The sequence below is a fragment of the Comamonadaceae bacterium OTU4NAUVB1 genome (assembly GCA_024372625.1).
Classification (GTDB): domain Bacteria; phylum Pseudomonadota; class Gammaproteobacteria; order Burkholderiales; family Burkholderiaceae_C; genus Variovorax.
In genome coordinates, this window is record CP099605.1 from 2,573,767 (window position 1) to 2,595,394 (window position 21,628).

General features: G+C 72.3%; 17 protein-coding genes and 1 pseudogene. 6 read left to right on the forward strand and 12 right to left on the reverse strand.

Annotated elements, in window-relative coordinates:
• Nucleotides 1-319: 319 nt before the first annotated feature.
• A complete protein-coding gene (locus tag NF681_15525; GenBank protein ID UST53698.1) occupies nt 320-742 on the reverse strand; it encodes a hypothetical protein in 423 nt (140 codons plus the stop codon).
• Nucleotides 743-858: 116 nt separating this feature from the next.
• Entirely contained in the window at nt 859-1,710 is an 852-nt protein-coding gene (locus NF681_15530; protein ID UST53699.1) for a TatD family hydrolase, read from the reverse strand.
• Between the two features lie 154 nt (nt 1,711-1,864).
• On the opposite strand from NF681_15530, the gene NF681_15535 reads away from it, so the two are divergent.
• Genes NF681_15535 through NF681_15555 form a run of 5 tightly spaced genes read left to right on the forward strand, consistent with a single transcriptional unit; the run spans nt 1,865 to nt 6,695 of the window.
• Nucleotides 1,865-2,746 (forward strand): trypsin-like peptidase domain-containing protein, encoded by an 882-nt coding sequence (locus NF681_15535; protein ID UST53700.1) that lies wholly within the window; start codon nt 1,865-1,867, stop codon nt 2,744-2,746.
• A 22-nt stretch (nt 2,747-2,768) separates the two neighbouring features.
• A complete protein-coding gene (locus tag NF681_15540; GenBank protein ID UST53701.1) occupies nt 2,769-3,791 on the forward strand; it encodes a MoxR family ATPase in 1,023 nt (340 codons plus the stop codon).
• Nucleotide 3,792: 1 nt separating this feature from the next.
• Complete coding sequence (locus NF681_15545) at nt 3,793-4,818, forward strand: DUF58 domain-containing protein (protein UST53702.1); 1,026 nt, start codon at nt 3,793-3,795, stop codon at nt 4,816-4,818.
• A 16-nt stretch (nt 4,819-4,834) separates the two neighbouring features.
• On the forward strand, nt 4,835-5,875 hold the full coding sequence (locus NF681_15550; protein ID UST53703.1) for a VWA domain-containing protein: 1,041 nt from the start codon (nt 4,835-4,837) through the stop codon (nt 5,873-5,875).
• A 10-nt stretch (nt 5,876-5,885) separates the two neighbouring features.
• Nucleotides 5,886-6,695 carry an SDR family oxidoreductase gene (locus tag NF681_15555; protein UST53704.1) on the forward strand — a complete coding sequence of 270 codons (810 nt, stop codon included), beginning with the start codon at nt 5,886-5,888 and terminating at the stop codon, nt 6,693-6,695.
• A 6-nt stretch (nt 6,696-6,701) separates the two neighbouring features.
• Here the strand turns inward: NF681_15555 and NF681_15560 are convergent, their stop codons facing one another.
• Both NF681_15560 and NF681_15565 read right to left on the reverse strand, forming a co-directional pair.
• Nucleotides 6,702-7,355, reverse strand: coding sequence for a DUF4124 domain-containing protein (locus NF681_15560; GenBank protein ID UST53705.1), 654 nt, complete (start codon nt 7,353-7,355; stop codon nt 6,702-6,704).
• A gap of 13 nt (nt 7,356-7,368) precedes the next feature.
• Nucleotides 7,369-8,424, reverse strand: coding sequence for an adenosine deaminase (locus NF681_15565; GenBank protein ID UST53706.1), 1,056 nt, complete (start codon nt 8,422-8,424; stop codon nt 7,369-7,371).
• Between the two features lie 66 nt (nt 8,425-8,490).
• Between NF681_15565 and NF681_15570 the strand changes: the two genes are divergently transcribed.
• Nucleotides 8,491-10,008: a SulP family inorganic anion transporter gene (locus NF681_15570; protein ID UST53707.1), complete on the forward strand. Its 1,518-nt coding sequence runs from the start codon at nt 8,491-8,493 to the stop codon at nt 10,006-10,008.
• 29 nt (nt 10,009-10,037) lie between these two features.
• Here NF681_15570 and NF681_15575 read toward each other — a convergent pair whose 3' ends face one another.
• From NF681_15575 to NF681_15610, 8 genes and pseudogenes are all read right to left on the reverse strand, one after another.
• On the reverse strand, nt 10,038-11,207 hold the full coding sequence (locus NF681_15575) for a BMP family ABC transporter substrate-binding protein (protein UST53708.1): 1,170 nt from the start codon (nt 11,205-11,207) through the stop codon (nt 10,038-10,040).
• A 67-nt stretch (nt 11,208-11,274) separates the two neighbouring features.
• Entirely contained in the window at nt 11,275-12,195 is a 921-nt protein-coding gene (locus NF681_15580; protein ID UST53709.1) for an ABC transporter permease, read from the reverse strand.
• Nucleotides 12,195-13,373, reverse strand: a complete 1,179-nt coding sequence (locus tag NF681_15585; protein ID UST53710.1) for an ABC transporter permease — start codon at nt 13,371-13,373, stop codon at nt 12,195-12,197. Before NF681_15585 ends, NF681_15580 begins: the two co-directional genes overlap by 1 nt.
• Nucleotides 13,366-14,949: an ABC transporter ATP-binding protein gene (locus tag NF681_15590; protein UST53711.1), complete on the reverse strand. Its 1,584-nt coding sequence runs from the start codon at nt 14,947-14,949 to the stop codon at nt 13,366-13,368. Before NF681_15590 ends, NF681_15585 begins: the two co-directional genes overlap by 8 nt.
• Complete coding sequence (locus tag NF681_15595) at nt 14,946-15,953, reverse strand: LysR family transcriptional regulator (protein ID UST53712.1); 1,008 nt, start codon at nt 15,951-15,953, stop codon at nt 14,946-14,948. Before NF681_15595 ends, NF681_15590 begins: the two co-directional genes overlap by 4 nt.
• 42 nt (nt 15,954-15,995) lie before the next feature.
• Nucleotides 15,996-18,440, reverse strand: coding sequence for a xanthine dehydrogenase molybdopterin binding subunit (gene xdhB, locus NF681_15600; protein UST53713.1), 2,445 nt, complete (start codon nt 18,438-18,440; stop codon nt 15,996-15,998).
• The gene (gene xdhA / locus NF681_15605; protein ID UST53714.1) at nt 18,437-20,152 is read right to left on the reverse strand and encodes a xanthine dehydrogenase small subunit; all 1,716 of its coding nucleotides are present in this window, start codon (nt 20,150-20,152) and stop codon (nt 18,437-18,439) included. The genes xdhB and xdhA overlap by 4 nt, the downstream gene beginning before the upstream one ends.
• Before the next feature lie 204 nt (nt 20,153-20,356).
• A pseudogene (locus tag NF681_15610) lies at nt 20,357-21,591 on the reverse strand (divalent metal cation transporter).
• Nucleotides 21,592-21,628: the final 37 nt, after the last annotated feature.

A 21,628-nucleotide genomic window follows, 5' to 3' on the forward strand; every position in this document is an offset into this window, starting at 1 on the left:
CGCGCGCCCCGCGCGATGGACGGCGCGTCCATGGCGCGCGCGGGAGAAGGAAGACGGAGGAACCGGAGAGCGTTCAAGGGACGAGGACCCGTGGGGGTGGGCAGGCAGGTGGTGGGCGGGCAGTGGACGGGTGGGGGTGGCGCTGGCGACGGCCCGGGCGGCCCGCAAGGCGCACGGGCATGGTACCGCCCGCGGGGCGCGGAAAGGCCGCGCGCGCGGCGGACGATAAAAAACCCGCCGCGGCGGGTTTGGTGGGGTCGGCGTCCGGACCGGCGCATGCCGGGCCTCGCGACCACGGCGGCGTCCGGCCCGCGGCGACTCACTTGCCGGTGGCGGCGGCGTGCTCGGCGGTGCCGGGGATCTTCTCGCCGATCTTGTGGCCCGCGGCGCGGACACCGCCGGCGGCCTTCGAGGCGGTGTTGGAGATGACGTTGCCGGTCTTCTTGGCCGCGCGCTTGGTGGCGTTGCCGGCCTTCTTGGCGGTGCGCTTGGTGGCGGCACCGGCACGCTTGGCGCCGTCGACGGCCTTTTCGCCCACGGTCGGCTGGGCGGGCGTCGTGGCGGGCGTCGTGGCGGGCGCCATGGCCGGCGCCATGGGGCGTGCCGGTGCCGCCTGGGGAGCGGTCATCGGTGCCGCGGGAGCGGGACCGGGGGTCGCGGTCTGGGCCACGGCCGAGAAACCGATGGAAGCAATGCCGAGCGCGAGGATCGCGGGGACGGTACGGATGAAAGACGATGTCATAGCAAAGCTCCAGGGAGTTGTTGTGAGTCACGGCGCGCGAACTGCGTCGCGCCGAGGGAACAACGGGCCGCCGAGGGAGCCGGATGACAGTCGCGCGCCGTTCGCCGCATTTTTTTTCAGGCGGCTCGCGCGCTTTCGTCCAGCAGGGCGGCCAGGCGCGGCAGCGCGGCCACGGCGTTGCGGGTGGTGGTCTCGGCGAGCGCCGCCGGGCTGGTGTCCCGCAACCCGGCCAGCACGGCGGCGATGCGCGGCAGCTCGGCGGGTTCGTTGCGTCCCTGCGGCCGTCCGGCGTCGCGCTCCTCGCGTGTGCGGTAGAGCCAGTGGGGCTGGATGTCGGGGGAATCGGTCTCCATGACGATGGCCTCGCCGGGCAGCGCCGCCGCGAGCCGGCGCACCTGCAGCGCGCGTTCGAAGGTCAGCGTGCCGCCGAAACCCAGCTTCAGGCCCAGGTCGAGGCAGGCGCGCGCCTGCTGTTCGCTGCCGTTGAAGGCGTGCGCGATGCCGCGCCACGGGCGCCCGCCGCCGGCCTGGCGCAGGTGGCCGAGCACGCGGTCGACCGACCGGCGCACGTGGAGGATGACCGGCAGGTCGTGCGCGCGCGCGAGACGCAGCTGGGCGCGGAAGAAGTGCTGCTGCTTCGCGTCGTCGAGCCCGGGCACGAAATGATCCAGCCCGATCTCGCCGACGGCGACCAGCCGGGGGTCGTCGCGGTGCGCGTGCAGTTCGGCGTCGAGCGCCGCCAGGTCGCCCTCGCCGGCCTCGCCGGTGCACAGGGGATGGATGCCCAGCGCGTAGGCGTCGCCCTGGGCGTGGGCAAGCTCGCGCACGGTGCGGAAGTTGGCGACCCCCACGGCCGGGATCACGCACAGCGACACGCCGGCGGCGGCGGCGCGGGCGCGCACCGCGGGTCGTTCGGCGCCGTATTCGGAGGCGTCCAGGTGACAGTGCGTGTCGATGAAACCAGCCATCGGCACATGATGCCCGAAGGCATGCAAGGGGGCACAAAGCATGCTACTGTGATTTACCGCATGCGCTGGCTAAGGCGTTCTTCTTACCGAAGACGCACTCTGTGGGTGCGGTCCACCCGACTTTCGTCCCACGTCACTTTTGCTGGAGGTGTCGATGCGCAGGCAAGCTTTCCTCGGCTGGCAACCCGGCCGGCGGGCTTTCGCCGTCCTGGCGGTGCTGTTCCTGTCGCTGGCCGTCGGCACGGCGGCGCTGTGGCCGCGTCAGGCGCCCTATGCGCTGACCCAGAAGGACATCGACGCGGCGGTGCTGCGCACGCTGCAGACGACGTCCCTGCCCTCGCCGGCGGCACGCGCCGCCGCCACCGTGCGGCCGGCGGTCGTGCGGGTGGTGGCCTACGGCCCCGAGCGCGCCACGCCGGAGGCGAAGACGCAGAAGCGCGGCCGCAATCTGGCGCGCGGCAAGCCGCCGGAGGCCGAAGCGCCGCCCGGCGAGCCCGAGGAGCGGGGCGTGGGCACCGGCGTGGTGATCGTCGACAAGGGCGTGATCCTCACCAACCTGCACGTCGTCGCCGGGGCCGAGACGATCAAGGTGACCTTCTTCGACGGCCTCGAGTCGATCGCCACCGTCACCGGCACGCAGCCGGAGAACGACCTGGCGGTGCTGCAGGCGCAGAAGATCCCCGACGACCTCATCGCCGCGACGATGCGCTCCACGGCCGACCTGCAGCCGGGCGACCAGGTCGCCGCGGTCGGTTTTCCCTTCGGCATCGGGCCGTCGGTGTCGGCGGGGGTGGTGTCGGGGCTGAAACGCTCGTTCCGCTCGCCGGAAGGCCGGCAGGAACTGGGCAACCTGATCCAGTTCGACGCCGCGGCCAACCCCGGCAATTCGGGCGGCCCGCTGGTCAACATGGACGGCGAGGTGCTGGGCATCGTCACGGCCATCCTCAACCCGACCCAGCAGCGCACCTTCATCGGCATCGGCTTCGCGGTGCCCATCGAGAACGCGGCCTCCGCCGCCGGCTCGCCACCGTTCTGAACCTTCTCCTGGAAAGCCCCGCATGAGCAGCACCCCCGAGCCGTCGCCCTTCGCCACCGCGCCCGCCACCGCCGAGCTGATGGAGCAGATCCTCTACGAGGTCAAGCGCGTGGTGGTCGGGCAGGACCGTTTCCTCGAGCGCGTGATGGTGGCCATGCTCGCGGGCGGGCACCTGCTCGTCGAGGGCGTCCCGGGCCTGGCCAAGACCCTCACCATCAAGACGCTGGCCGACACCCTGCGCGGCCAGTTCAAGCGCATCCAGTTCACGCCCGACCTGGTGCCCTCGGACCTGGTGGGCACGCGCATCTACAACCAGAAGACCGGGGACTTCACGACCTCGCTCGGTCCGGTGTTCGCCAACCTGCTGCTGGCCGACGAGATCAACCGCGCGCCGGCCAAGGTGCAGAGCGCGCTGCTGGAGGTGATGCAGGAGCGCCAGGTCACCATCGCCGGCGAGACGCACCGGGTGCCGCGCCCGTTCCTGGTGATGGCGACGCAGAACCCGATCGAGACCGAGGGCACCTACCCGCTGCCCGAGGCGCAGGTCGACCGCTTCATGATGAAGGTGATGGTCGACTACCCGAGCGACGAGGAGGAGTTCGTGATCGTGCAGCGCGTGATCGGCCCGCCCGTGCAGGCGACCCCGGTGGCGACCACCGAACAGCTCGCCGCCCTGCAGGCCGAGGCGCGGCGCGTCTACGTGGACCCGTCGCTGATCCAGTACGCGGTGAAGCTGGTGTCGGCCACGCGCAATCCGGAGAAGCACGGCCTGCGCGACATGAAGCGCTTCATCACCTTCGGCGCCAGCCCGCGCGCCACCATCAACCTGACCGAGGGCGCGCGCGCATTGGCGCTGCTGCGCGGTCGCAGCTACGCGCTGCCCGAGGACATGACCGCGCTGGTGCCCGACGTGCTGCGCCACCGCGTGACGCTGTCGTACGAGGGGCTGTCGGAGGGCCTGACCTCGGACGGCCTGATCGAGAAGATCATGCGCGCCGTGCCGGCACCGCCCAAGCCGCTGGAACACGAGAAGCTGGCGGCGTGACATGAAATCGTGGTGGCGCTCCAGGTCGCGCGCGCCGGAGACGGCGCCGGAACCGGTCGCGGCGGCCAACGACGCTGGCGTGGGTGGCGTCGGTGGCGCGGAGCGGCTGCTGGCGCGGCTGGAATGGACCGTCGTGCGCCGGCTCGACGGCCTGCTGCAGGGCAACTACCGCACGCTGATGCGCGGCAGCGGACTGGACCTGGCGGACCTGCGCGAGTACCAGTCGCACGACGACGTGCGCCACATCGACTGGAACGTCACGGCGCGGCTGCAGACGCCGCACGTGCGCGTGTTCACCGAGGACCGGGAGATGACCGCCTGGTTCGTGCTCGACCTGAGCCGCTCGGTCGACTTCGGTTCGGGCACCCAGGCCAAGCGGGCGGTGTCGATCGGCTTCGTCGGCGCGCTGGCCCGGCTGCTCACGCGCCACGGCAACCGGGTCGGTGCGCTGGTCTACGGCAACGACCTCGAAGCGGTGATCCCGCCGCGCACCGGGCGGCGCCACGTGCTGCACCTGCTGCAGTCGATGCAGCGCCGCGCGGTCGAGGCGCCGCCCACGCAGAAGGGCATGACGCGGCTGTCGGACCTGCTGGCCTCGGCCGCCGGCCTGATGCCGCGGCGTTCGACCGTCTTCGTGGTCTCGGACTTCCTGAGCGAGCCCGGCTGGGAGCAGCCGCTCGGCCGGCTGGCGCTGCGCCACGAGGTGATCGCGGTGCGCCTGTTCGATCCGCTGGAACTCGACCTCCCCGACCTGGGCCTGGTGCCGCTGCACGACGCCGAGACGGGCGAGCAGCTGTGGGTCGACACCCACGACCCGGGTTTCCGCAAGCGCTTCGCGCGGCTGGCCGCCGAGCGCGAGGCCACCCTGCGCGCGGCGCTGTCCAAGGCGCGCGTGGACACGCTCGAACTCTCGACGGCCGACGACCTCGCCGCCGCCATCCTGCGCTTCGCCAGCGCACGCAAGCAGCGCATGCGCGCGAGCGGTGGCGGCCATCCGACCTTCACGAAGACGGCCCCGGCCGCATGACGCACGCGGAGACGCCATGAATTTCCTCTGGCCCCAGTTCCTCTGGTTGCTGGCCCTGCTGCCGGTCCTGTCGCTGCTCTACCTGTGGCTGCTGCGCCGCAAGAAGAAGCTGGCCCTGCGCTATGCCAGCCTGTCGCTGGTGCGCGAGGCGATGGGCACCGGCCAGAGCGTGCGCCGCCACGTCCCGCCGCTGCTGTTCCTGCTGGCGATCGCGGCCATGCTGATTGCCGCGGCGCGCCCGATGGCGGTGGTGGTCCTGCCCTCCAACCAGCAGACGATCATCCTGGCGATGGACGTCTCGGGCAGCATGCGCGCGACCGACGTGCTGCCCAACCGGCTGGTGGCCGCGCAGGAGGCGGCCAAGGCCTTCATCAAGGACCTGCCGCGCACCGTCAAGGTCGGCATCGTCGCCTTCGCCGGCAGCGCCCAGGTGGCGCAGCTGCCCACCGTCAACCGCGACGACCTGGTCACCGCCATCGACGGCTTCCAGCTCCAGCGCGCCACGGCCACGGGCAATGCCATCGTGGTCTCGCTCGCCACGCTGTTCCCCGACGCCGGCATCGACGTCGCCAACTTCGGCCCGCCCAGCCGCTCGCGCGGCGTGCCCATCGAACAGGCCGGCCGCGCCCCGCCCAAGGCGTTCGTGCCGGTGGCCCCGGGCTCCTACGCGTCGGCCGCGATCATCATGCTCACCGACGGCCAGCGGACCACCGGCGTCGACCCGCTCGACGCGGCCAAGGCGGCGGCCGAGCGCGGCGTGCGCGTCTACACCGTCGGCGTGGGCACGGTCGATGGCGAGACCATCGGCTTCGAGGGCTGGTCGATGCGCGTGCGGCTCGACGAGGACACGCTCAAGGCCGTGGCCAACCAGACCCAGGCCGACTACTTCTACGCCGGCACGGCGGCCGACCTGAAGAAGGTCTACGACACGCTGAGTTCCCGCCTGACGGTGGAGAAGAAGGAGACCGAGGTCTCCGCCCTGTTCGCCCTCGGCGCGGCGCTGCTGGCCCTGCTGTCGGCCGGGCTGTCGCTGTTCTGGTTCAACCGCATCCTGTGAAGTCCCCCCGATGAACGACGCTTCCTTGCCCACCGGCGCCGGTCCCGCTTCGTCGCGTCATCCGTTCGACCTGAGCGGACGCGTCGCCCTGGTGACCGGCGGCAACGGCGGCATCGGCCTGGGCATGGCCCTGGGGCTGGCACGCGCCGGCGCCCGCGTCGTCGTGGCGGCGCGCAACGCGGACAAGTCGGCCGCGGCGGTGGCCGCACTCGCCGAGGCCGGCGGCGACGCCTTCGCGCTGGCGGCCGACGTGACCGACGAGGCGTCGGTGAAGGCGCTCTTCGACGCCGTGGCCGAACGCGCCGGGCGGCTCGACATCCTGGTCAACAACGCCGGCACCACGGTGCGCAAGCCGGTCGACCGGCTTGCGCTGGACGAATGGCGCCAGGTGATGGACACCAACCTCACCAGCGCCTTCCTGTGCAGCCGGGCGGCGCACCCGCTGATGAAGGCGGCCGGGGGCGGCAAGATCATCAACATCGGCTCGATGATGTCGATCTTCGGCGCGCCCTACGCGCCGGCCTACGGCGCCAGCAAGGGCGGCATCGTGCAGCTGACGAAGTCGCTGGCCGCCGCCTGGGCGGGCGACGGCATCCAGGCCAACGCGGTGCTGCCGGGCTGGATCCGGACCGATCTCACCGACGGCGCCCGTGCGCAGGTGGCCGGCCTGGAAGCGCGCGTGGTCGCCCGCACCGCCGCCGGCCGCTGGGGCGAGCCGGGCGACCTGGCCGGCGTCGCGGTGTTCCTGGCGAGCGCGGCCTCGGACTTCGTGACCGGCACCGCCATTCCGGTGGACGGGGGCTATTCGATCGCGGCCTGAGGCGCGCTAGTTGCAGACCACCGTCGTGCCCACCGGCCGGCAGGCGCGGCCGTCCGGACGCACGTAGCGGTCGAGCCGCCCGGTGCGGTCGTAGTGGTTGCCCAGGGTGTCGCGGCAGCCCGCGGGGCCGCAGTCGCGCAGTTGCGGGCGCAGGTCGGGCAGCGGCGCCGGCACGCGGTAGGGCACGCCGCCCTGGGTGGCACCGTAGGGAACCCCGTACGCGGCGTCATACGGAGCGCCGTAGCTGCCGCCGTAGGGCGTCAGGCGCGCGGCTTCGACCTGCTCGCGCTGGCGGCGCTGCTCGGCGTCGCGCTGGCGCTGCCGTTGCTCGGCCTGCGCATCGCCACGGCGGTCGAGGATCGCCACGCCGCCCGAGGTCTCGGACTGCCGCGTGACGGCATCGACCGCCTCGCGCTGAGAGCGCCGCGCGCGCTCCACGCCGTCGAGCTGCTGCTGCAGCCGGCCCTCGGCGGGCGCGTCGCCGCGCTCCGCGTAGGTTCCCGGCTCGAGGCCGAGGTCGACGCGCTGGTCGCCCGCCCGGCAGCCGGTGTCGGTGTAGCTGACCTTGCCGGCGGCGTCGCGGCAGCGCACCACCTGGGCGCCGGCGGCGGTGCCCAGGCCCAGCAGCAGCGCCAGGACGAGCGGGCCGCGCGCGCGCATGGCCGGACGCCTCTCAGGCCGCGACGGCGAAGCCGGCGAAGCAGTCGTCCAGGCGCCGCAGGTAGCCCGCGCGCTGCGCCTCGTCGATGAAGCTGCCCTCGAAGCTGTTGGCCGCGAGCTGCCAGGCGTGGCGTGCCGTCAGGCCGGTGGCGGCGAAGGTCTGCAGGAAGTTGTCGTTCATGTAGCCGCCGAAGTAGGCCGGGTCGTCGGAATTCACCGTGGCGACGAGGCCGGCGTCGAGCAGCTCGCGCAGGTTGTGCGCGGCCAGGTCGGGGAACACGCACAGCTTCAGGTTCGACAACGGGCACACGGTCAGCGGGATGCGGTCGCGCGCCAGGCGGCGCATCAGCTCGGGGTCCTTCGGGCTCTGCACGCCGTGGTCGATGCGTTCGACCTTCAGCACGTCGAGCGCGCTCCAGACATAGGCCGGCGGGCCCTCCTCGCCCGCATGGGCCACCAGGCGCAGGCCCAGCGCGCGGCAGCGCGCGAAGACGCGGGCGAACTTCTCCGGCGGGTGGCCGACCTCGCTCGAATCGAGCCCGACACCGATGAAGCGGTCGCGAAACGGCAGCGCGGCCTCCAGGGTGGCGAAGGCGTCCTCCTCGCTCAGATGGCGCAGGAAGCACAGGATCAGCGTGGCGCTCACGCCCAGGGTCTCGCGCGCCTCGACGCAGGCACGGTGCAGGCCGTCGATCACCGCCTCCATCGGCACGCCGCGCGCGGTGTGGGTCTGCGGGTCGAAGAACATCTCGGTGTGCACGATGTGGTCGGCGGCGGCGCGCTCCAGGTAGGCCCAGGCCATGTCGTGGAAATCCTGCTCGGTCAGCAGCACGCTGGCGCCGGCGTAGTAGATGTCCAGGAAGCTCTGCAGGTCGGTGAAGGCGTAGGCGCGGCGCAGGGCCTCGACGTCGGCGTAGGGCAGCGCGACGCCGTTGCGCCGGGCGAGCGCGAAGATCAGCTCGGGCTCGAGCGAACCCTCGATGTGCATGTGCAGCTCGGCCTTGGGCATGGCGCGCAGGAGGTCGGGCAGGCAGTCGTGGGGGATGGTGTCGAAGGCGGGGCGGGTCATGCGCGCACTCTAAATCCTTCGACCCTCCCACGGGGCCGCCAGGGTGGGCTCGCCTACCATCGGCGCATGCATTTTTCCCGCCTGCGCGCCGAATGGTGTCCGACCACCATCCCGCGCGAACTGATGGCCGGCGCCGTCGCCACCTTCGCCCTCATTCCCGAAGTCATCGCCTTCTCCTTCGTCGCCGGCGTCGACCCGTCCGTCGGCCTGTTCGCCTCCTTCGTCATCGGCATCGTGATCGCGTTCACCGGCGGTCGCCCGGCCATGATCTCGGCGGCGGCCGGCTCGGTGGCCCTGGTGGCCGCGCCGCTGGTGCAGGCGCACGGGCTGCGCTATCTGCTGGCCGCGGGCGTGCTGGCCGGGCTGGTGCAGATCGCCTTCGGGCTGCTGCGCATGGGGGCGCTGATGCGCTTCGTCTCCAGCTCGGTGCGCACCGGTTTCGTCAACGCCCTGGCGATCCTGATCTTCTCGGCGCAGCTGCCGCACCTCGCGGGCGCGAACGGCGCGACCTGGGCGGTGCTGGCCGCCGGCCTGGCGATCATCTACCTGCTGCCGCGCCTGACGACGGCCGTGCCCTCGCCGCTGGTGTGCATCGTGGTGCTGACGGCCGTCGCCTCCTGGCTGGACCTGCCGGTGAAGACGGTGGCCGACCTCGGCCGGCTGCCCGACGCGATGCCGGTGTTCGCTTGGCTCGACGTGCCCCTCACGCTGGAGACGCTGCGCCTGGTCGCCCTGCCCGCGCTGGCCATCGCGATGGTGGGCCTGCTCGAATCGATGATGACCGCCAGCGTGGTCGACGAACTCACCGACACGCCCAGTTCCAAGAACCGCGAATGCACCGGACTGGGCCTGGCCAACGTGGCGGCCGGCCTCTTCGGCGGCATCGCGGGCTGCGGAATGATCGGCCAGACCGTCAGCAACGTGCGCTACGGCGGGCGCGGGCGGCTCTCCACGCTGTTCGCGGGCGTGTTCCTGCTGATCCTGATGGTGGTGCTCAGGCCCTGGGTGTCGCAGGTGCCCGTGGCGGCGCTGGTGGCGATCATGGTGATGGTGTCGGCCGCCACCTTCGACTGGGGCTCGCTGCGCGGCGTGGTGCGCCATCCGCGCACCTCCAGCGTCGTGATGGCGACGACGGTGGCCGTCACGGTCGCCACCGCCAACCTCGCCGCCGGCGTGGCCGTGGGCGTGATGCTCAGCGGCGTGTTCTTCACCTTCAAGGTCGCGCAGCTGCTCGACGTGGCGGTGCACGACGACGTCACGGTCGACATCACCGCCGCCGTCGACCGCGACACCACCGGGGCCGCCGCGCTGCCCGGCGCGATCCTGGGCCTGCGCACCTACCGCGTGCGCGGCCAGGTCTTCTTCGCCTCGGCCGACGTGTTCGTCGACGCCTTCGACACCCGCGACACCGGCGGCCGCCCGGTGCGCATCGACCTGTCCCAGGCCCACTTCTGGGACGTCACCGCCGTCGCCGCGCTCGACAAGGTCGTCGAGCGCCTGAGAAAGCACGGCAGCACCGTGGAGGTGATCGGGCTCAACCTGGCCAGCGAGGTGCTGATCGACCGGCTCGGGCCGAAGGGCTGAAGCGGCGGGCCACCCGCAGAGGACGGGCCTTACTTGCCTGGGACCTTGCCTTCCACGCCCTTGACGTAGAAGCCCACGCCCGAGAGGAACTGGTCGTCCGCGACCGTGTCCTTGGCCACCAGTTCCTTGCCGTCCTGGCCGACGATCGGGCCCTTCCAGATCGAGAAGCTGCCGTCCTTCAGGCCGGCCTTGACGGTCTCGACCTTGGTCTTGATCTCGGCGGGCACGTCCTCGGCGATGGAGACGATGTCGATCGCGCCCTCCTTCACGCCCCACCAGCTGCGCCCGGTCGCCCACTTGCCGTCCAGCGCGTCCTGCGTCGTCTTGATGTAGTACGGAGCCCAGTTGATGATGGCCGAGCCCAGGTGCGCCTTGGGGCCGTAGGCGGTCATGTCCGAGTCCCAGCCGAAGGCGCGCTTGCCCTTCTCCTGCGCCGTCTTGAGCACGGCGGGCGAGTCGGTGTTCTGGAACAGCACGTCGGCGCCGCCGTTGATGAGGGCCGTGGCGGCCTCGGTCTCCTTGGGCGGGCTGAACCACTCGTTGACCCACACCACCTTGGTCGTGACCTTCGGATTTACCGACTGCGCGCCCATGGTGAAGCTGTTGATGTTGCGCAGCACCTCGGGGATCGGCACCGAGCCGACCACGCCCAGCGTGTTGGACTTGGTCATGCCCCCGGCGATGATGCCCGCGAGGTAGGCGCCCTCGTAGGTGCGGCTGTCGTAGGTGCGCAGGTTCTCGGCCGTCTTGTAGCCCGTGGCGTGCTCGAACTTCACGTCCTTGCTGTCGTTGGCCACCTTCAGGATCGGTTCCATGTAGCCGAAGGTGGTGCCGAAGATCAGCTTGTTGCCCTGGCCCACGAGGTCGCGGAACACGCGCTCGGCGTCGGCCGACTCGGGCACGCTCTCCACGAAGCTGGTCTTGATGCGGTCGCCGAATTCCTTCTCCAGCGCCTTGCGCGCGTTGTCGTGCGCGTACGACCAGCCCCCATCGCCCACCGGACCGACATAGGCGAAGGCGATGTTGAGCGGCGCGGCCGGCGTGGCCGCCGGCGCGGCGGCGGTGGTGGCGGCCGGGGCCGCGGGCGTGGTGGCGGCGGCCGGCGCGTCGTCCTTCTTGCCGCAGCCCACCAGGGCGGCGGAGGCGACGGCCGAGAAGGCGGCGAGCTTGAGGAGGGAGCGCTTGTTCAGTTCGGTCATGGACGGAGGATCCTCGGGAGACGGGGGTTGGCGAAGGAAGGAAACAGGCAGGTCGTGAACACGTGGCTCAGGCCCCCGGATGGAACGGCTTGCCGATCGATGCGGGCATGTTGATGCGGATGAACGCCGGGTTGCGCGAGATCAGGGCCAGCACCACGATCGGGGCAATGTACTGCAGCATGCTCAGGAACTGGCTGGGCACGTCCACGCCGGTGCTCTGCAGGTGGAAGCCGAGCATCGACACCCCGCCGAAGAGGTAGGCGCCCAGCAGCACCCGCACCGGCCGCCAGGTGGCGAAGGTGGTCAGCGCCAGGGCGATCCAGCCGCGCCCGGCGGTCATGCCCTCGACCCACAGCGGGGTGTAGACCGTCGACAGGTACGCCCCCGACAGCCCGCACAGCGCCCCGCCCGCCACCACCGCCATGAAGCGGATGCGGCGCACCGGATAGCCCAGCGCGTGCGAGGATTCGGGCGACTCGCCCACCGAACGCAGCACCAGCCCGGCGCGCGTGCGGTAGAGGAACCAGACCAGCGCGGCGGTGAGCGCCACCGCGGCGTAGACCATCGGGTGATGGCGGAACAGCGCCGGCCCGACCAGCGGGAGGTCGCCCAGCACCGGCAGCGCGTACGACACGCTCGCGGGCAGCTTGGCCTGCACGAAGTTGATGCCCACGAAGGCCGAGAAGCCGACGCCGAACAGGCTCAGCGCCAGCCCGGTCGCGTACTGGTTGGTGTTCAGCCAGATCACCAGCACGCCGAAGACCGCCGCCAGCACCGCGCCGGCGGCCATGCCGGCCACGAAGCCCAGCCACGGATTGTGCGTGACCGACACCGTGGCGAAGCCGGCGATGGCCGCGCACAGCATCATCCCCTCGGCGCCGAGGTTGACGATGCCGGCCTTCTCGTTGATCAGGAGGCCCAGCGCCGCGAGCGCGAGCACGGTGCCGGCGGCCAGGGACGAGCCCAGGAGGAGTGCGTAGCTGTCCATCAGACGGTTCCTTGGGTGGCGGTGGCGATCGCCGTGCCCGCGGCGCCGGGTGCCGTCAGCGGGGTGGCGGCCTGCAGGGAGGCGCCGCCCGCGCCCGGATGGACGGCGGCGGGCGCCGCGGCCGGCGCCTTGCGCCGCACGCGGTAGGCGATCAGCGTGTCGCAGGCCAGCAGCGAGAACAGCAGCAGCCCCTGGAACACGCCGGTCAGCGACTTGGGCAGCCCCAGGCGCGACTGCGCGAGTTCGCCGCCGATGTAGAACATGCTCATCAGCACGGCCGAGAAGACCATGCCCACCGGGTGCAGCCGCCCGACGAAGGCCACGATGATGGCCGCGAAGCCGTAGCCCGCCGGCACGTAGGGCGTGAGCTGGCCGATCGGCCCGGCGACCTCGAGGCCGCCGGCCAGGCCGGCCGCGCCGCCCGAGGTCAGCAGCGCGACCCACACCGCGCGCCGCGCCGAGAAGCCCGCGTAGCGCGCCGCCGCCGGCGCGAGCCCGCCCACCTGCTGGGCGAAGCCCGCGCGCGTGCGGAACAGGAACACCCACAGCGCCGCCGCGCCGGCCAGCGCGATCAGCAGGCCGATGCTGGCGCGCGAGCCCTTGAACAGGCGCGGGATCTGCGTGACCGCGTCGAAGTTGCGGGTCTGCGGGAAGTTGTAGCCCAGCGGGTCCTTCCAGGGCCCGTAGACCAGCCAGCCCAGCAGCAGCGTCGCCACGTAGACCAGCATCAGGCTCACCAGGATCTCGCTGGCGTTGAAGCGGTCGCGCAGGAAGGCGACGATGCCGGCCCAGACCATGCCCCCGGCGATGCCCGCGAGCAGGATGGCCACGACGATCCACGGCCCGGTGGTCTTGTCGGCCAGCAGCGCCACGCCGCCGGCGGCGATCGCGCCGCAGACGAACTGCCCCTCGGCGCCGATGTTCCAGATGTTGGAGCGGAAGCACACCGCCAGGCCCAGCGCGATGATCAGCAGCGGGGTCGCCTTGACCATCAGCTCGCCCAGCGCGTAGCCGCTCTTGATCGGCTCCCAGAAGAACACCAGCAGGCCCTTGACCGGGTCCTTGCCCAGCAGCGCGAACAGCGCCGTGCCGATGGCCACCGTGACGAGCAGCGCCAGCACCGGCGAGGCATAGCTCCAGAAGCGCGAGAGCTGCGGGCGGGGTTCGAGCTTAAGCATGGGTCGCCTCCCGGGCCGGCGTGGCGGCGGTGGCGGTGGCGCTCGCGGGGGTGTCCCACAGTCCGCTCATCCATTCGCCGATGCGCGCCACGGTCGCGTCGGCCCGGTCCACCGAAGGCGACAGACGGCCCTTGGCGATGACGTGCAGCCGGTCGCTGAGGTCGAACAGCTCGTCGAGCTCCTCGCTGACCACCAGCACCGCGCAGCCGGCGTCGCGCAGCGCCAGGATCTCGTTGCGGATCAGCGCCGCCGCGCCGACGTCCACGCCCCAGGTCGGCTGCGAGACGATGAAGAGCTTGGGACGCGCGTCGATCTCGCGCCCGACGATGAACTTCTGCAGGTTGCCCCCCGACAGCGAGCGCGCCGCCGAGTCCGGCCCGCCGGCCTTCACGTTGAAGCGCCGGATGATCTCCACCGCCTGCGCGGCGAGCGCGCCGGTGCGGATCCAGCCGCCCGCGCCGACCGCGTCGCCGCGCGTGAGCAGCAGGTTGTGCGCGAGCCCGAGCGAGGGCACCGCGCCCCGGCCCAGGCGTTCCTCCGGCACGAAATGCACGCCCAGCGCGCGCCGCTCGCGGGGCCGCAGGCGCGCCGCCGGCTGCCCGAAGACCTCGATCATGGCCGGCTCGGCGCGCGTGTCCTCGCCCGAGAGCGCGTGGAGCAGCTCCTTCTGGCCGTTGCCCGACACCCCGGCGATGCCCACCACCTCGCCCGCGCGCACCGTCATCGACACGCCCTCGAGGTCGACGCCGAACTGGTCCTCGCGGGCGAGCGCCAGCGCGTTCACGCGCAGCGCCACCGCGCCGGCCCGCGACGGGCGGTGCACCAGCGGCGGCGGCTCGGCGCCGATCATCAGGCGCGAGAGCGACGCGTTGCTCTCCTCGCGCGGATCGCACACGCCCGTGACCTTGCCCCCGCGCAGCACCGTGCAGGCCGTGCACAGCTCCCGGATCTCGTGGAGCTTGTGGCTGATGTAGAGGATGCTGCAGCCCTGGGCGGCCAGCTGCTTGAGCACCACGAACAGCCGTGCGACGGCCTGCGGCGTCAGCACCGAGGTCGGCTCGTCGAGGATCAGCAGCTGCGGGTCGGTCAGCAGCGCGCGGATGATCTCCACGCGCTGCATCTCGCCCACCGACAGCGTGTGCACCGGGCGCGAGGGCTCGATGTCCAGGCCGTACTCGCCGGCCTTGGCCTCGATGCGGCGCGCCACCTCGGCCAGCGCGAGCGACTTGTCCAGCCCGAGCCAGACGTTCTCGGCCACGGTCAGGGTGTCGAACAGGCTGAAGTGCTGGAACACCATGCTGATGCCCAGCGCCCTCGCCTCCTGCGGATTGCGCACGGCCACGGCGCGCCCGTTGAACGCGACGCTGCCCTCGTCGGGCTTGACCGCGCCGTAGATGATCTTCATCAGCGTGGACTTGCCCGCGCCGTTCTCGCCCAGCACGGCGTGCGTCTCGCCGGGTCGCACGACCAGGGAGACGTCGCTGTTGGCCACCACCGAGGGGTAGCGCTTGGTGATGTGGGCGAGCTGCAGCCGGGTCGCGGCCGGGGGCGGGGTGGAGGTGGGGTGGGTGCTCATGCCTGTGCCGCGGCCGGGGTGACCGGCGCCGTTGTCGTCGTTGTTGGAATGGGGGTCTGCGGGGTGTCCGGGGCGCCCGCGCGCAGCGAGGCGGCCACCACCTTGATGCGTTCGCGCAGCCAGCGCGCGGCGGCCGAGGCGTGCGTGCGCTCGTGCCACAGCTGGTAGTAGACGAGGCGCGGGAACTCGACCGGGCAGGCGACGATGCGCACCGGCAGCCGCTGCGCGAAGCGCTCGCAGTACTGGCGCCCGGTGGTCAGCACCAGCAGGCTCGCGGCGACCATGTCCGGGATCAGCCCGAAGTGCGCGCAGCGCGCGGCGATGCGGCGCTCCAGCCCCTGGGCGTCGAGCATCTGGTCGATGATGCCGCGCGCGCCGGGGTGCGTGGGCGTGGGTGCGACGTGCTCCGAATCGAGCCACTGCGCGACGCTCCAGCCGCGCCGCGCCGCCGGATGGCCGTGGGCCACCAGCGACACCACCTCGTCCTCGAACAGGCGCGCCATGTGCAGGTCGTCCGGCGGCTTCTGCCAGTTGCCGATCACCACGTCGACGTCGCCGATCGCCAGGTTGGCGTGGTAGTTCGCCTCCGAGGACAGCGCCTGGATCTCGATGGCGCAGCGCGGTGCCTGCGCCTTCACCTGCGCCACCAGCAGCGGCAGGAACAGCGGATCGAGGTAGTCGCTCGCGGCGATGCGGAAGGCGTGCGCGGCGGTCTGCGGATCGAAGCCGCGCGCGTCGGAGAACAGCGCCTCGGCCGAGCGCAGGATGCTGGCGGCCGGCTCGATCATGCGCAGGGCCGCGTCGGTGGGGGCCATGCCGGCGCCCGAGCGCACCAGCAGCGGATCGCCCGCGAGCTCGCGCAGGCGCTTGAGCGCGGCGGAGACCGCCGGCTGGTGCATGCCCAGGCGCAGCGCCGCGCGCGAGACGCTGCGCTCGGTCAGCACCGTGTGCAGCACCCGGATGAGGTGCAGGTCGATCTTGTCGAAGGCAATCTGGTCTCGCATGGCCATGCCCGCATTGTCACGAGGCGCGCGCGGCCGTGGGGCTCATTGCACGGCCGAGATGGCGTCGAGGATCGCCTCGGCCGTGGCCGGCGCGCGCAGCGGCGGGTCGGCCCGGTGGCCGCCGGCGGCCGAGACGGCGTCGCGGATGGCGAAGAAGACGGAGAACGGCAGCAGCAGCGGCGGCTCGCCCACGGCCTTGCTGCGGTGGATGGAATCCTCGGCGTTGGGCCGGTCGAACAATCGCACGTTGAACACCGGCGGGCAGTCGTTGGCCGTCGGGATCTTGTAGGTGCTCGGGGCGTGCGTGGCGAGCCGGCCGGTCGTCGGGTGCCAGACCAGCTCCTCGGTGGTGAGCCAGCCCATGCCCTGGATGAAGGCGCCCTCGACCTGGCCGATGTCGATGGCCGGGTTGAGCGAGCGGCCGGCGTCCTGCAGGATGTCCGCGCGCAGCAGCTTCCACTCGCCCGTGAGCGTGTCCACCACCACCTCGCTGACCGCCGCGCCGTAGGCGAAGTAGAAGAACGGCCGGCCCTTGAGCGTCTCGCGGTTCCAGCTCAGCCCGGGCGTGGCGTAGAAGCCGTCGGACCACAGCTGCACGCGGTCGAGGTAGGCCTCGCCCACCACCGTCGCGAAGCCCAGCGTGCGGCCGTTGACCTCGACCTGGTCGTTGGCGAAGCGCACCTCCCCGGCGTTCCCGCCGTGGCGCGCGGCGGCGCACGCGGCCAGGCGCTCGCGCACCTGGCGCGCGGCGTCCTGCGCGGCCTTGCCGTTCAGGTCGGCGCCGGTGGAGGCCGCCGTGGCCGAGGTGTTGGCGACCTTGGCGGTGTCGGTGGCCGTCACGCGCACGCGCTCGAAGCTCACGCCCAGTTCGTGCGCCACCACCTGCGCCACCTTGGTGTTCAGGCCCTGGCCCATCTCGGTGCCGCCGTGGTTGACGAGGATCGAGCCGTCGTTGTAGACGTGCACCAGCGCGCCGGCCTGGTTGAAGTGCGGCACGTTGAAGGAGATGCCGAACTTCAGCGGCGACAGCGCGATGCCGCGCTTGAGCACCGGGCTCGTCGCGTTGAACCCGGCGATGGCGGCGCGGCGCGCGCGGTAGTCGCTGGTCGATTCCAGCTCGGCCACCAGTTCGTGGATGACGTTGTCGGTCACGGTCTGGGCATAGGGCGTGACGTTGCGTTCGTCCGTGCCGTAGAAGTTCGCGCGCCGCACGTCGAGCGGATCGCGCCCGAGCGCGCGGGCGACCGTGTCGAGGATGTTCTCCACCGCGATCGCGCCCTGCGGACCGCCGAAGCCGCGGAACGCCGTGTTGCTCTGCGTGTTCGTGCGCCCGGAGTAGCCGTGGATCGCCACTTCGGGCAGCCAGTAGGCGTTGTCGAAGTGGCACAGCGCCCGCGTCATCACCGGGCCGGAGAGATCGGCCGAGTGGCCGGCGCGCGAGACCATCGACACCTCGGCGCCCAGGATGCGGCCCTCGTCGTCGTGGCCGACCTCGTACTCGTACCAGAAGCAGTGGCGCCGGCCGGTGACCATGAAGTCGTCGTCGCGGTCGAGCCGCAGCTTGACCGGACGGCGCAGCAGGTTCGCCGCCACCGCCGCCACGCAGGCGAACAGGCCCGACTGCGATTCCTTGCCCCCGAAGCCGCCGCCCATGCGCCGGCATTCAACGTGCACCTCGTTGGCCTGCAGGTGCAGCGCGTGCGCGACCATGTGCTGCATTTCGGTGGGATGCTGGGTCGAGCAGTGCACGTGCATGCCGCCGCCCTCCTTGGGGATGGCGTAGCTGATCTGCCCTTCCAGGTAGAACTGCTCCTGGCCGCCGACGTCGAAGCTGCCCTTCAGGCGGTGCGGCGCCGCGGCGATGGCGGCGCGCACGGCGGCCTCGGCCTGCGCGTTGTCGACCTCGTCGCCCAGGCCCGCGCTGCGCACCAGGTGCATCGGCGGCACCACGTAGGCGCCCTGCGCGTGGGCGGCGCGCGGCGTGAGCACCGCAGCGGCGGCCTCGACGCCGATCACGTCCTTCGCCCGGGCGGCGGCGCGGCGGGCGTCGTCGCGCGTGCGGGCGACGACGGCGAACACCGGCTGGCCCAGGTAGCGGATCTCGCCGTCGCACAGGATCGGGTCGTCGTGGACGATCGAGCCGCAGTCGTTGCTGCCCGGGATGTCCCCGGCCGAGAGCACCGCCACCACCCCCGGCAGGGCACGCACGACGTCGAGGTCCAGCGCCGTCAGCCGCCCGGCCGCCACCGGCGACAGGCCCAGCGCGCAGTGCAGCGTGCCGGCGAGTTCGGGCAGGTCGTCCACGTAGGCGGCCTCGCCCGCGACGTGCAGCGCGGCCGACTCGTGCGGCCGGCTGATGCCCACGCGCGCGCCGGCCTCGCGCGAGCGCGCCTCGGCGCCCTCGTCGATGCGCGCGGCGGTGTTGGCGCGGTAGTCGGCGAAGGCGGTGGCCGGCTGGAGGAAGGCGGTGTCGACGGGCTTGTTCATGGCTGGCTCCGGGTAAGGGCGACGGGCGCCGGCAGCGCGTGCGGCATCGCGTCCCAGACGCTGACGGCGGCGCCGGGCAGCGGCTCGGTGGCGCGGGTCTCCAGCCACAGGCGCTGCAGCAGATTCTGCGCGACCTTCAGGCGGTAGGCGGCCGAGGCGCGCAGGTCCGACAGGGGCTTGAAATCCTCGGCCAGCGCGGCCTGGGCGGCGGCCACCGTGGCCGGCGTCCAGGGCCGGCCGACCACCGCGGCCTCGGCCCGCGCGGCGCGGCTCACCGTCGCGGCCATGCCGCCGAAGGCGAATCGCACGGCCTGGACCACCGGATCGCCCGTGGTGTCGCCGGCGCCGCCGGCGGGCTCGAACGCGATGGCGAAGCCCGCGCACAGCGCGGAGATGTCGCAGTCGAAGCGCTTGCTGATCTTGTAGGCCCGCACGGTGCGGCGCAGCGCCGCGAGCGGCACGGCGATGCCCTGGACGAACTCGCCCGGCTCCAGCCGGTTCACCATGTAGCCGAGGTAGAACGCGTCGAGCCGCAGGCGGCGCACGCGCGACCCCCGCCGCAGTTCGACCTCGGCGTCCAGCGCCATCAGCACCGGCGGGGTGTCGCCGATGGGGGAGCCGTTGGCGACGTTGCCCCCCAGCGTGCCGGCGTGCCGGATCGGCGGCGAGGCGAAGCGCAGCCAGACGTCGGCCAGCGCCGGCGCGCGCCGCACCAGGGCGCGCAAGGCGTCCTCCAGCGAGGCGCCGGCGCCGATGTAGAGCTCGGCGTCCTCGCCCGCGCCGCGCTCGCCGATGCGCTTCATCTCCTCGACGCCGCCGACGTAGACGATGTCGCCCAGGTCGCGGAACTGCTTGTTGACCCACAGCCCGACGTCGGTCGAACCGGCCAGCAGCTGCGCGGTGGGCAGCCGCTCGCGCAGCGCGGCCAGCGCGTCGAGCGTGACCGGGGCGTGGAAGGTGTCGGTGCGGCCGTGGCGCGCGGCGGCGTAGCGCAGGCCGGCGGCGGCGGCGTCCGCCGTCGCGGCGGCCGCGTCCGTCTCGGCCTTCAGGCGCGCGAGCGCCGCCACGGCGGCCGTGGTGTCCAGCGGCGCCGCCGGCAGGTCGAACATGCGCTGGCCGGCGTCGAGGATCGGGCGGTAGCCGGTGCAGCGGCAGAGGTTGCCCGAGAGGTCGTCGGCCAGCTCCTGGCGCGTGGGCCGCGTGCCGGCGTCCTGGTGGCGCTCGTAGGTCGACCACAGCGACATCACGAAGCCCGGCGTGCAGAAGCCGCACTGCGAGCCGTGGCACTCGACCATCGCCTGCTGCACCGGATGCAGGCGCTGCACCGGATGCTTCTCGTGCGACGAGTCCCCGCGCGCGGGGCCGTCGGTGCGGCCGGCCCGCCCCTTCAGGTCCTCGACGGTGAACAGCGCCTTGCCGTGGAGCGTCGGCAGGAACTGGATGCAGGCGTTGACCGTCTGCAGGCGCAGCCCGCCGACCACGTCGGTGGCGGCGCCGCCGTCGATGGCGCCGGCCGCCGGCGCGAGCTCGCCGATCACCACCGTGCAGGCGCCGCAGTCGCCCTCGTTGCAGCCTTCCTTGGTGCCGGTGCAGCGCGCGTCCTCGCGCAGCCAGTCGAGCACCGAACGGGTCGGGTGGACACCCGTGACTTCGACGATCCGCCCCTGGTGGAAGAAGCGGACCGGCTGCGTGGCGGCGGCGGGATGGGTCATCGTGGCGGGCGTTCGTTCGTTCTGGATGGCGCCGCGCGTCGTGGACGCGGCGGGGAATGCTGGAACTTAAGGGCGATGGGGACCTGCAGGCATACGACCCCGGCCATAGCCTGTATGCCCGCGCCGGTATGCACGTCCGAGGTGCGCTGCCGCGCATGCAGCAAGTGTCGGGCCAGGGCCGCGCGGCATCGTCCGCACCGAAGGTCAGCGAAACAGGTCGATCGCCATCATCACGACCGCGCCGCCCATCAGCGCGGTGCCGCTCCAGCCGAGCCAGCGCGTGTGGCGGCTCGAGGTGAAGCGGCCCGTCACGCGCTCGCGCGCCACCAGCGTCATCATGGCCGCCATGATCGGCACGGCGACCACGCCGTTGACCACCGCGCTCGCGTACAGCGCCTTCATCGGATCGACCGGCGTGAAGTCCAGCGCCGTGCCCGCCAGCGTGGCGATGGCGATGGCGATGGCGATGGCGATGATGGCGTAGAACCGCTTCGCCTCGCGCCAGTGGCGCTCCAGCCCTTCCGCCCAGCCGAAGGCCTCGGCCACCGCGTAGGCCGCCGACGAGGCCGGCACCGGCACGGCCAGCAGCCCCGTGGCGACGATGCCGCCGCCGAACAGCCAGAACGCGAGGTCCCCGGCCAGCGGGCGCAGCGCCTGGGCCGCCTGCGCCGCCGAGGTCACGTCGTGGACGCCCGCCGCGTACAGCGCCGCCGCGCCCGTCACCATCACGAAGAAGGCGATCAGGTTGGAGAAGATCATCCCGCTCCAGGTGTCGATCTTCACGCGCCGCAGGTCGGCGCGCACCACCGCGTCGGTGCCACGCGCCCCGCCCTTCTGGCGCAGTTCCTCGACTTCCCGGGAGGCCTGCCAGAAGAACAGGTAGGGCGAGATGGTGGTGCCCAGCAGCGCCACGACCATCGTCCAGTGGTCGCCGGTCCACTGGCGCTGCGGCACCACCAGGTCGTGCAGCACCCGGCCCCACGGCACCTTCACCGAGAAGACCGCCGCCACGTAGGCGAACAGGGTCAGCGTGAGCCACTTGAGCACGTGCGCGAGCCGCCGGTAGGGCACGAACACCTGCAGCAGTACCGTCACGACGCCGAAGACCAGCGAGTGGAAGTGCTGGCCGCGATGTCGGCGGCGATGTTGATGGTGTTGGCCACCACCAGCAGGCCGACCAGCGTCACCAGCAGCCAGCGCGGCAGATGGTCGCGCAGGTTGGCGGCCACGCCCTTGCCGGTGACGCGACCGATGCGCGCCGACACCATCTGGATGGCGATCATGAAGGGCAGCGACAGGAACACCGTCCACAGCAGCCCGGTGCCGAACTGCGCGCCGGCCTGGGTGTAGGTGGCGATGCCCGACGGATCGTCGTCGGCCGCACCGGTGACGACGCCGGGCCCGACGTGGCGCAGGAAGGACAGGATGAGTTTCTTCATGGCGCGACGCTGGCCGGCGCACCTGAACGCCAGCCGA

Bases quoted from the DNA above. Each gene is read 5' to 3' on its own strand.
- NF681_15595 (UST53712.1), bottom strand. From the start codon at position 15,953: ATGCGAGACCAGATTGCCTTCGACAAGATCGACCTGCACCTCATCCGG.
- NF681_15560 (UST53705.1), bottom strand. From the start codon at position 7,355: ATGCGCGCGCGCGGCCCGCTCGTCCTGGCGCTGCTGCTGGGCCTGGGC.
- NF681_15550 (UST53703.1), top strand. From the start codon at position 4,835: ATGAATTTCCTCTGGCCCCAGTTCCTCTGGTTGCTGGCCCTGCTGCCG.
- NF681_15530 (UST53699.1), bottom strand. From the start codon at position 1,710: ATGGCTGGTTTCATCGACACGCACTGTCACCTGGACGCCTCCGAATAC.
- NF681_15585 (UST53710.1), bottom strand. From the start codon at position 13,373: ATGCTTAAGCTCGAACCCCGCCCGCAGCTCTCGCGCTTCTGGAGCTAT.
- NF681_15535 (UST53700.1), top strand. From the start codon at position 1,865: ATGCGCAGGCAAGCTTTCCTCGGCTGGCAACCCGGCCGGCGGGCTTTC.
- NF681_15580 (UST53709.1), bottom strand. From the start codon at position 12,195: ATGGACAGCTACGCACTCCTCCTGGGCTCGTCCCTGGCCGCCGGCACC.
- NF681_15540 (UST53701.1), top strand. From the start codon at position 2,769: ATGAGCAGCACCCCCGAGCCGTCGCCCTTCGCCACCGCGCCCGCCACC.
- NF681_15590 (UST53711.1), bottom strand. From the start codon at position 14,949: ATGAGCACCCACCCCACCTCCACCCCGCCCCCGGCCGCGACCCGGCTG.
- NF681_15545 (UST53702.1), top strand. From the start codon at position 3,793: ATGAAATCGTGGTGGCGCTCCAGGTCGCGCGCGCCGGAGACGGCGCCG.
- xdhB (UST53713.1), bottom strand. From the start codon at position 18,440: ATGAACAAGCCCGTCGACACCGCCTTCCTCCAGCCGGCCACCGCCTTC.
- NF681_15525 (UST53698.1), bottom strand. From the start codon at position 742: ATGACATCGTCTTTCATCCGTACCGTCCCCGCGATCCTCGCGCTCGGC.
- NF681_15575 (UST53708.1), bottom strand. From the start codon at position 11,207: ATGACCGAACTGAACAAGCGCTCCCTCCTCAAGCTCGCCGCCTTCTCG.
- xdhA (UST53714.1), bottom strand. From the start codon at position 20,152: ATGACCCATCCCGCCGCCGCCACGCAGCCGGTCCGCTTCTTCCACCAG.
- NF681_15555 (UST53704.1), top strand. From the start codon at position 5,886: ATGAACGACGCTTCCTTGCCCACCGGCGCCGGTCCCGCTTCGTCGCGT.
- NF681_15570 (UST53707.1), top strand. From the start codon at position 8,491: ATGCATTTTTCCCGCCTGCGCGCCGAATGGTGTCCGACCACCATCCCG.
- NF681_15565 (UST53706.1), bottom strand. From the start codon at position 8,424: ATGACCCGCCCCGCCTTCGACACCATCCCCCACGACTGCCTGCCCGAC.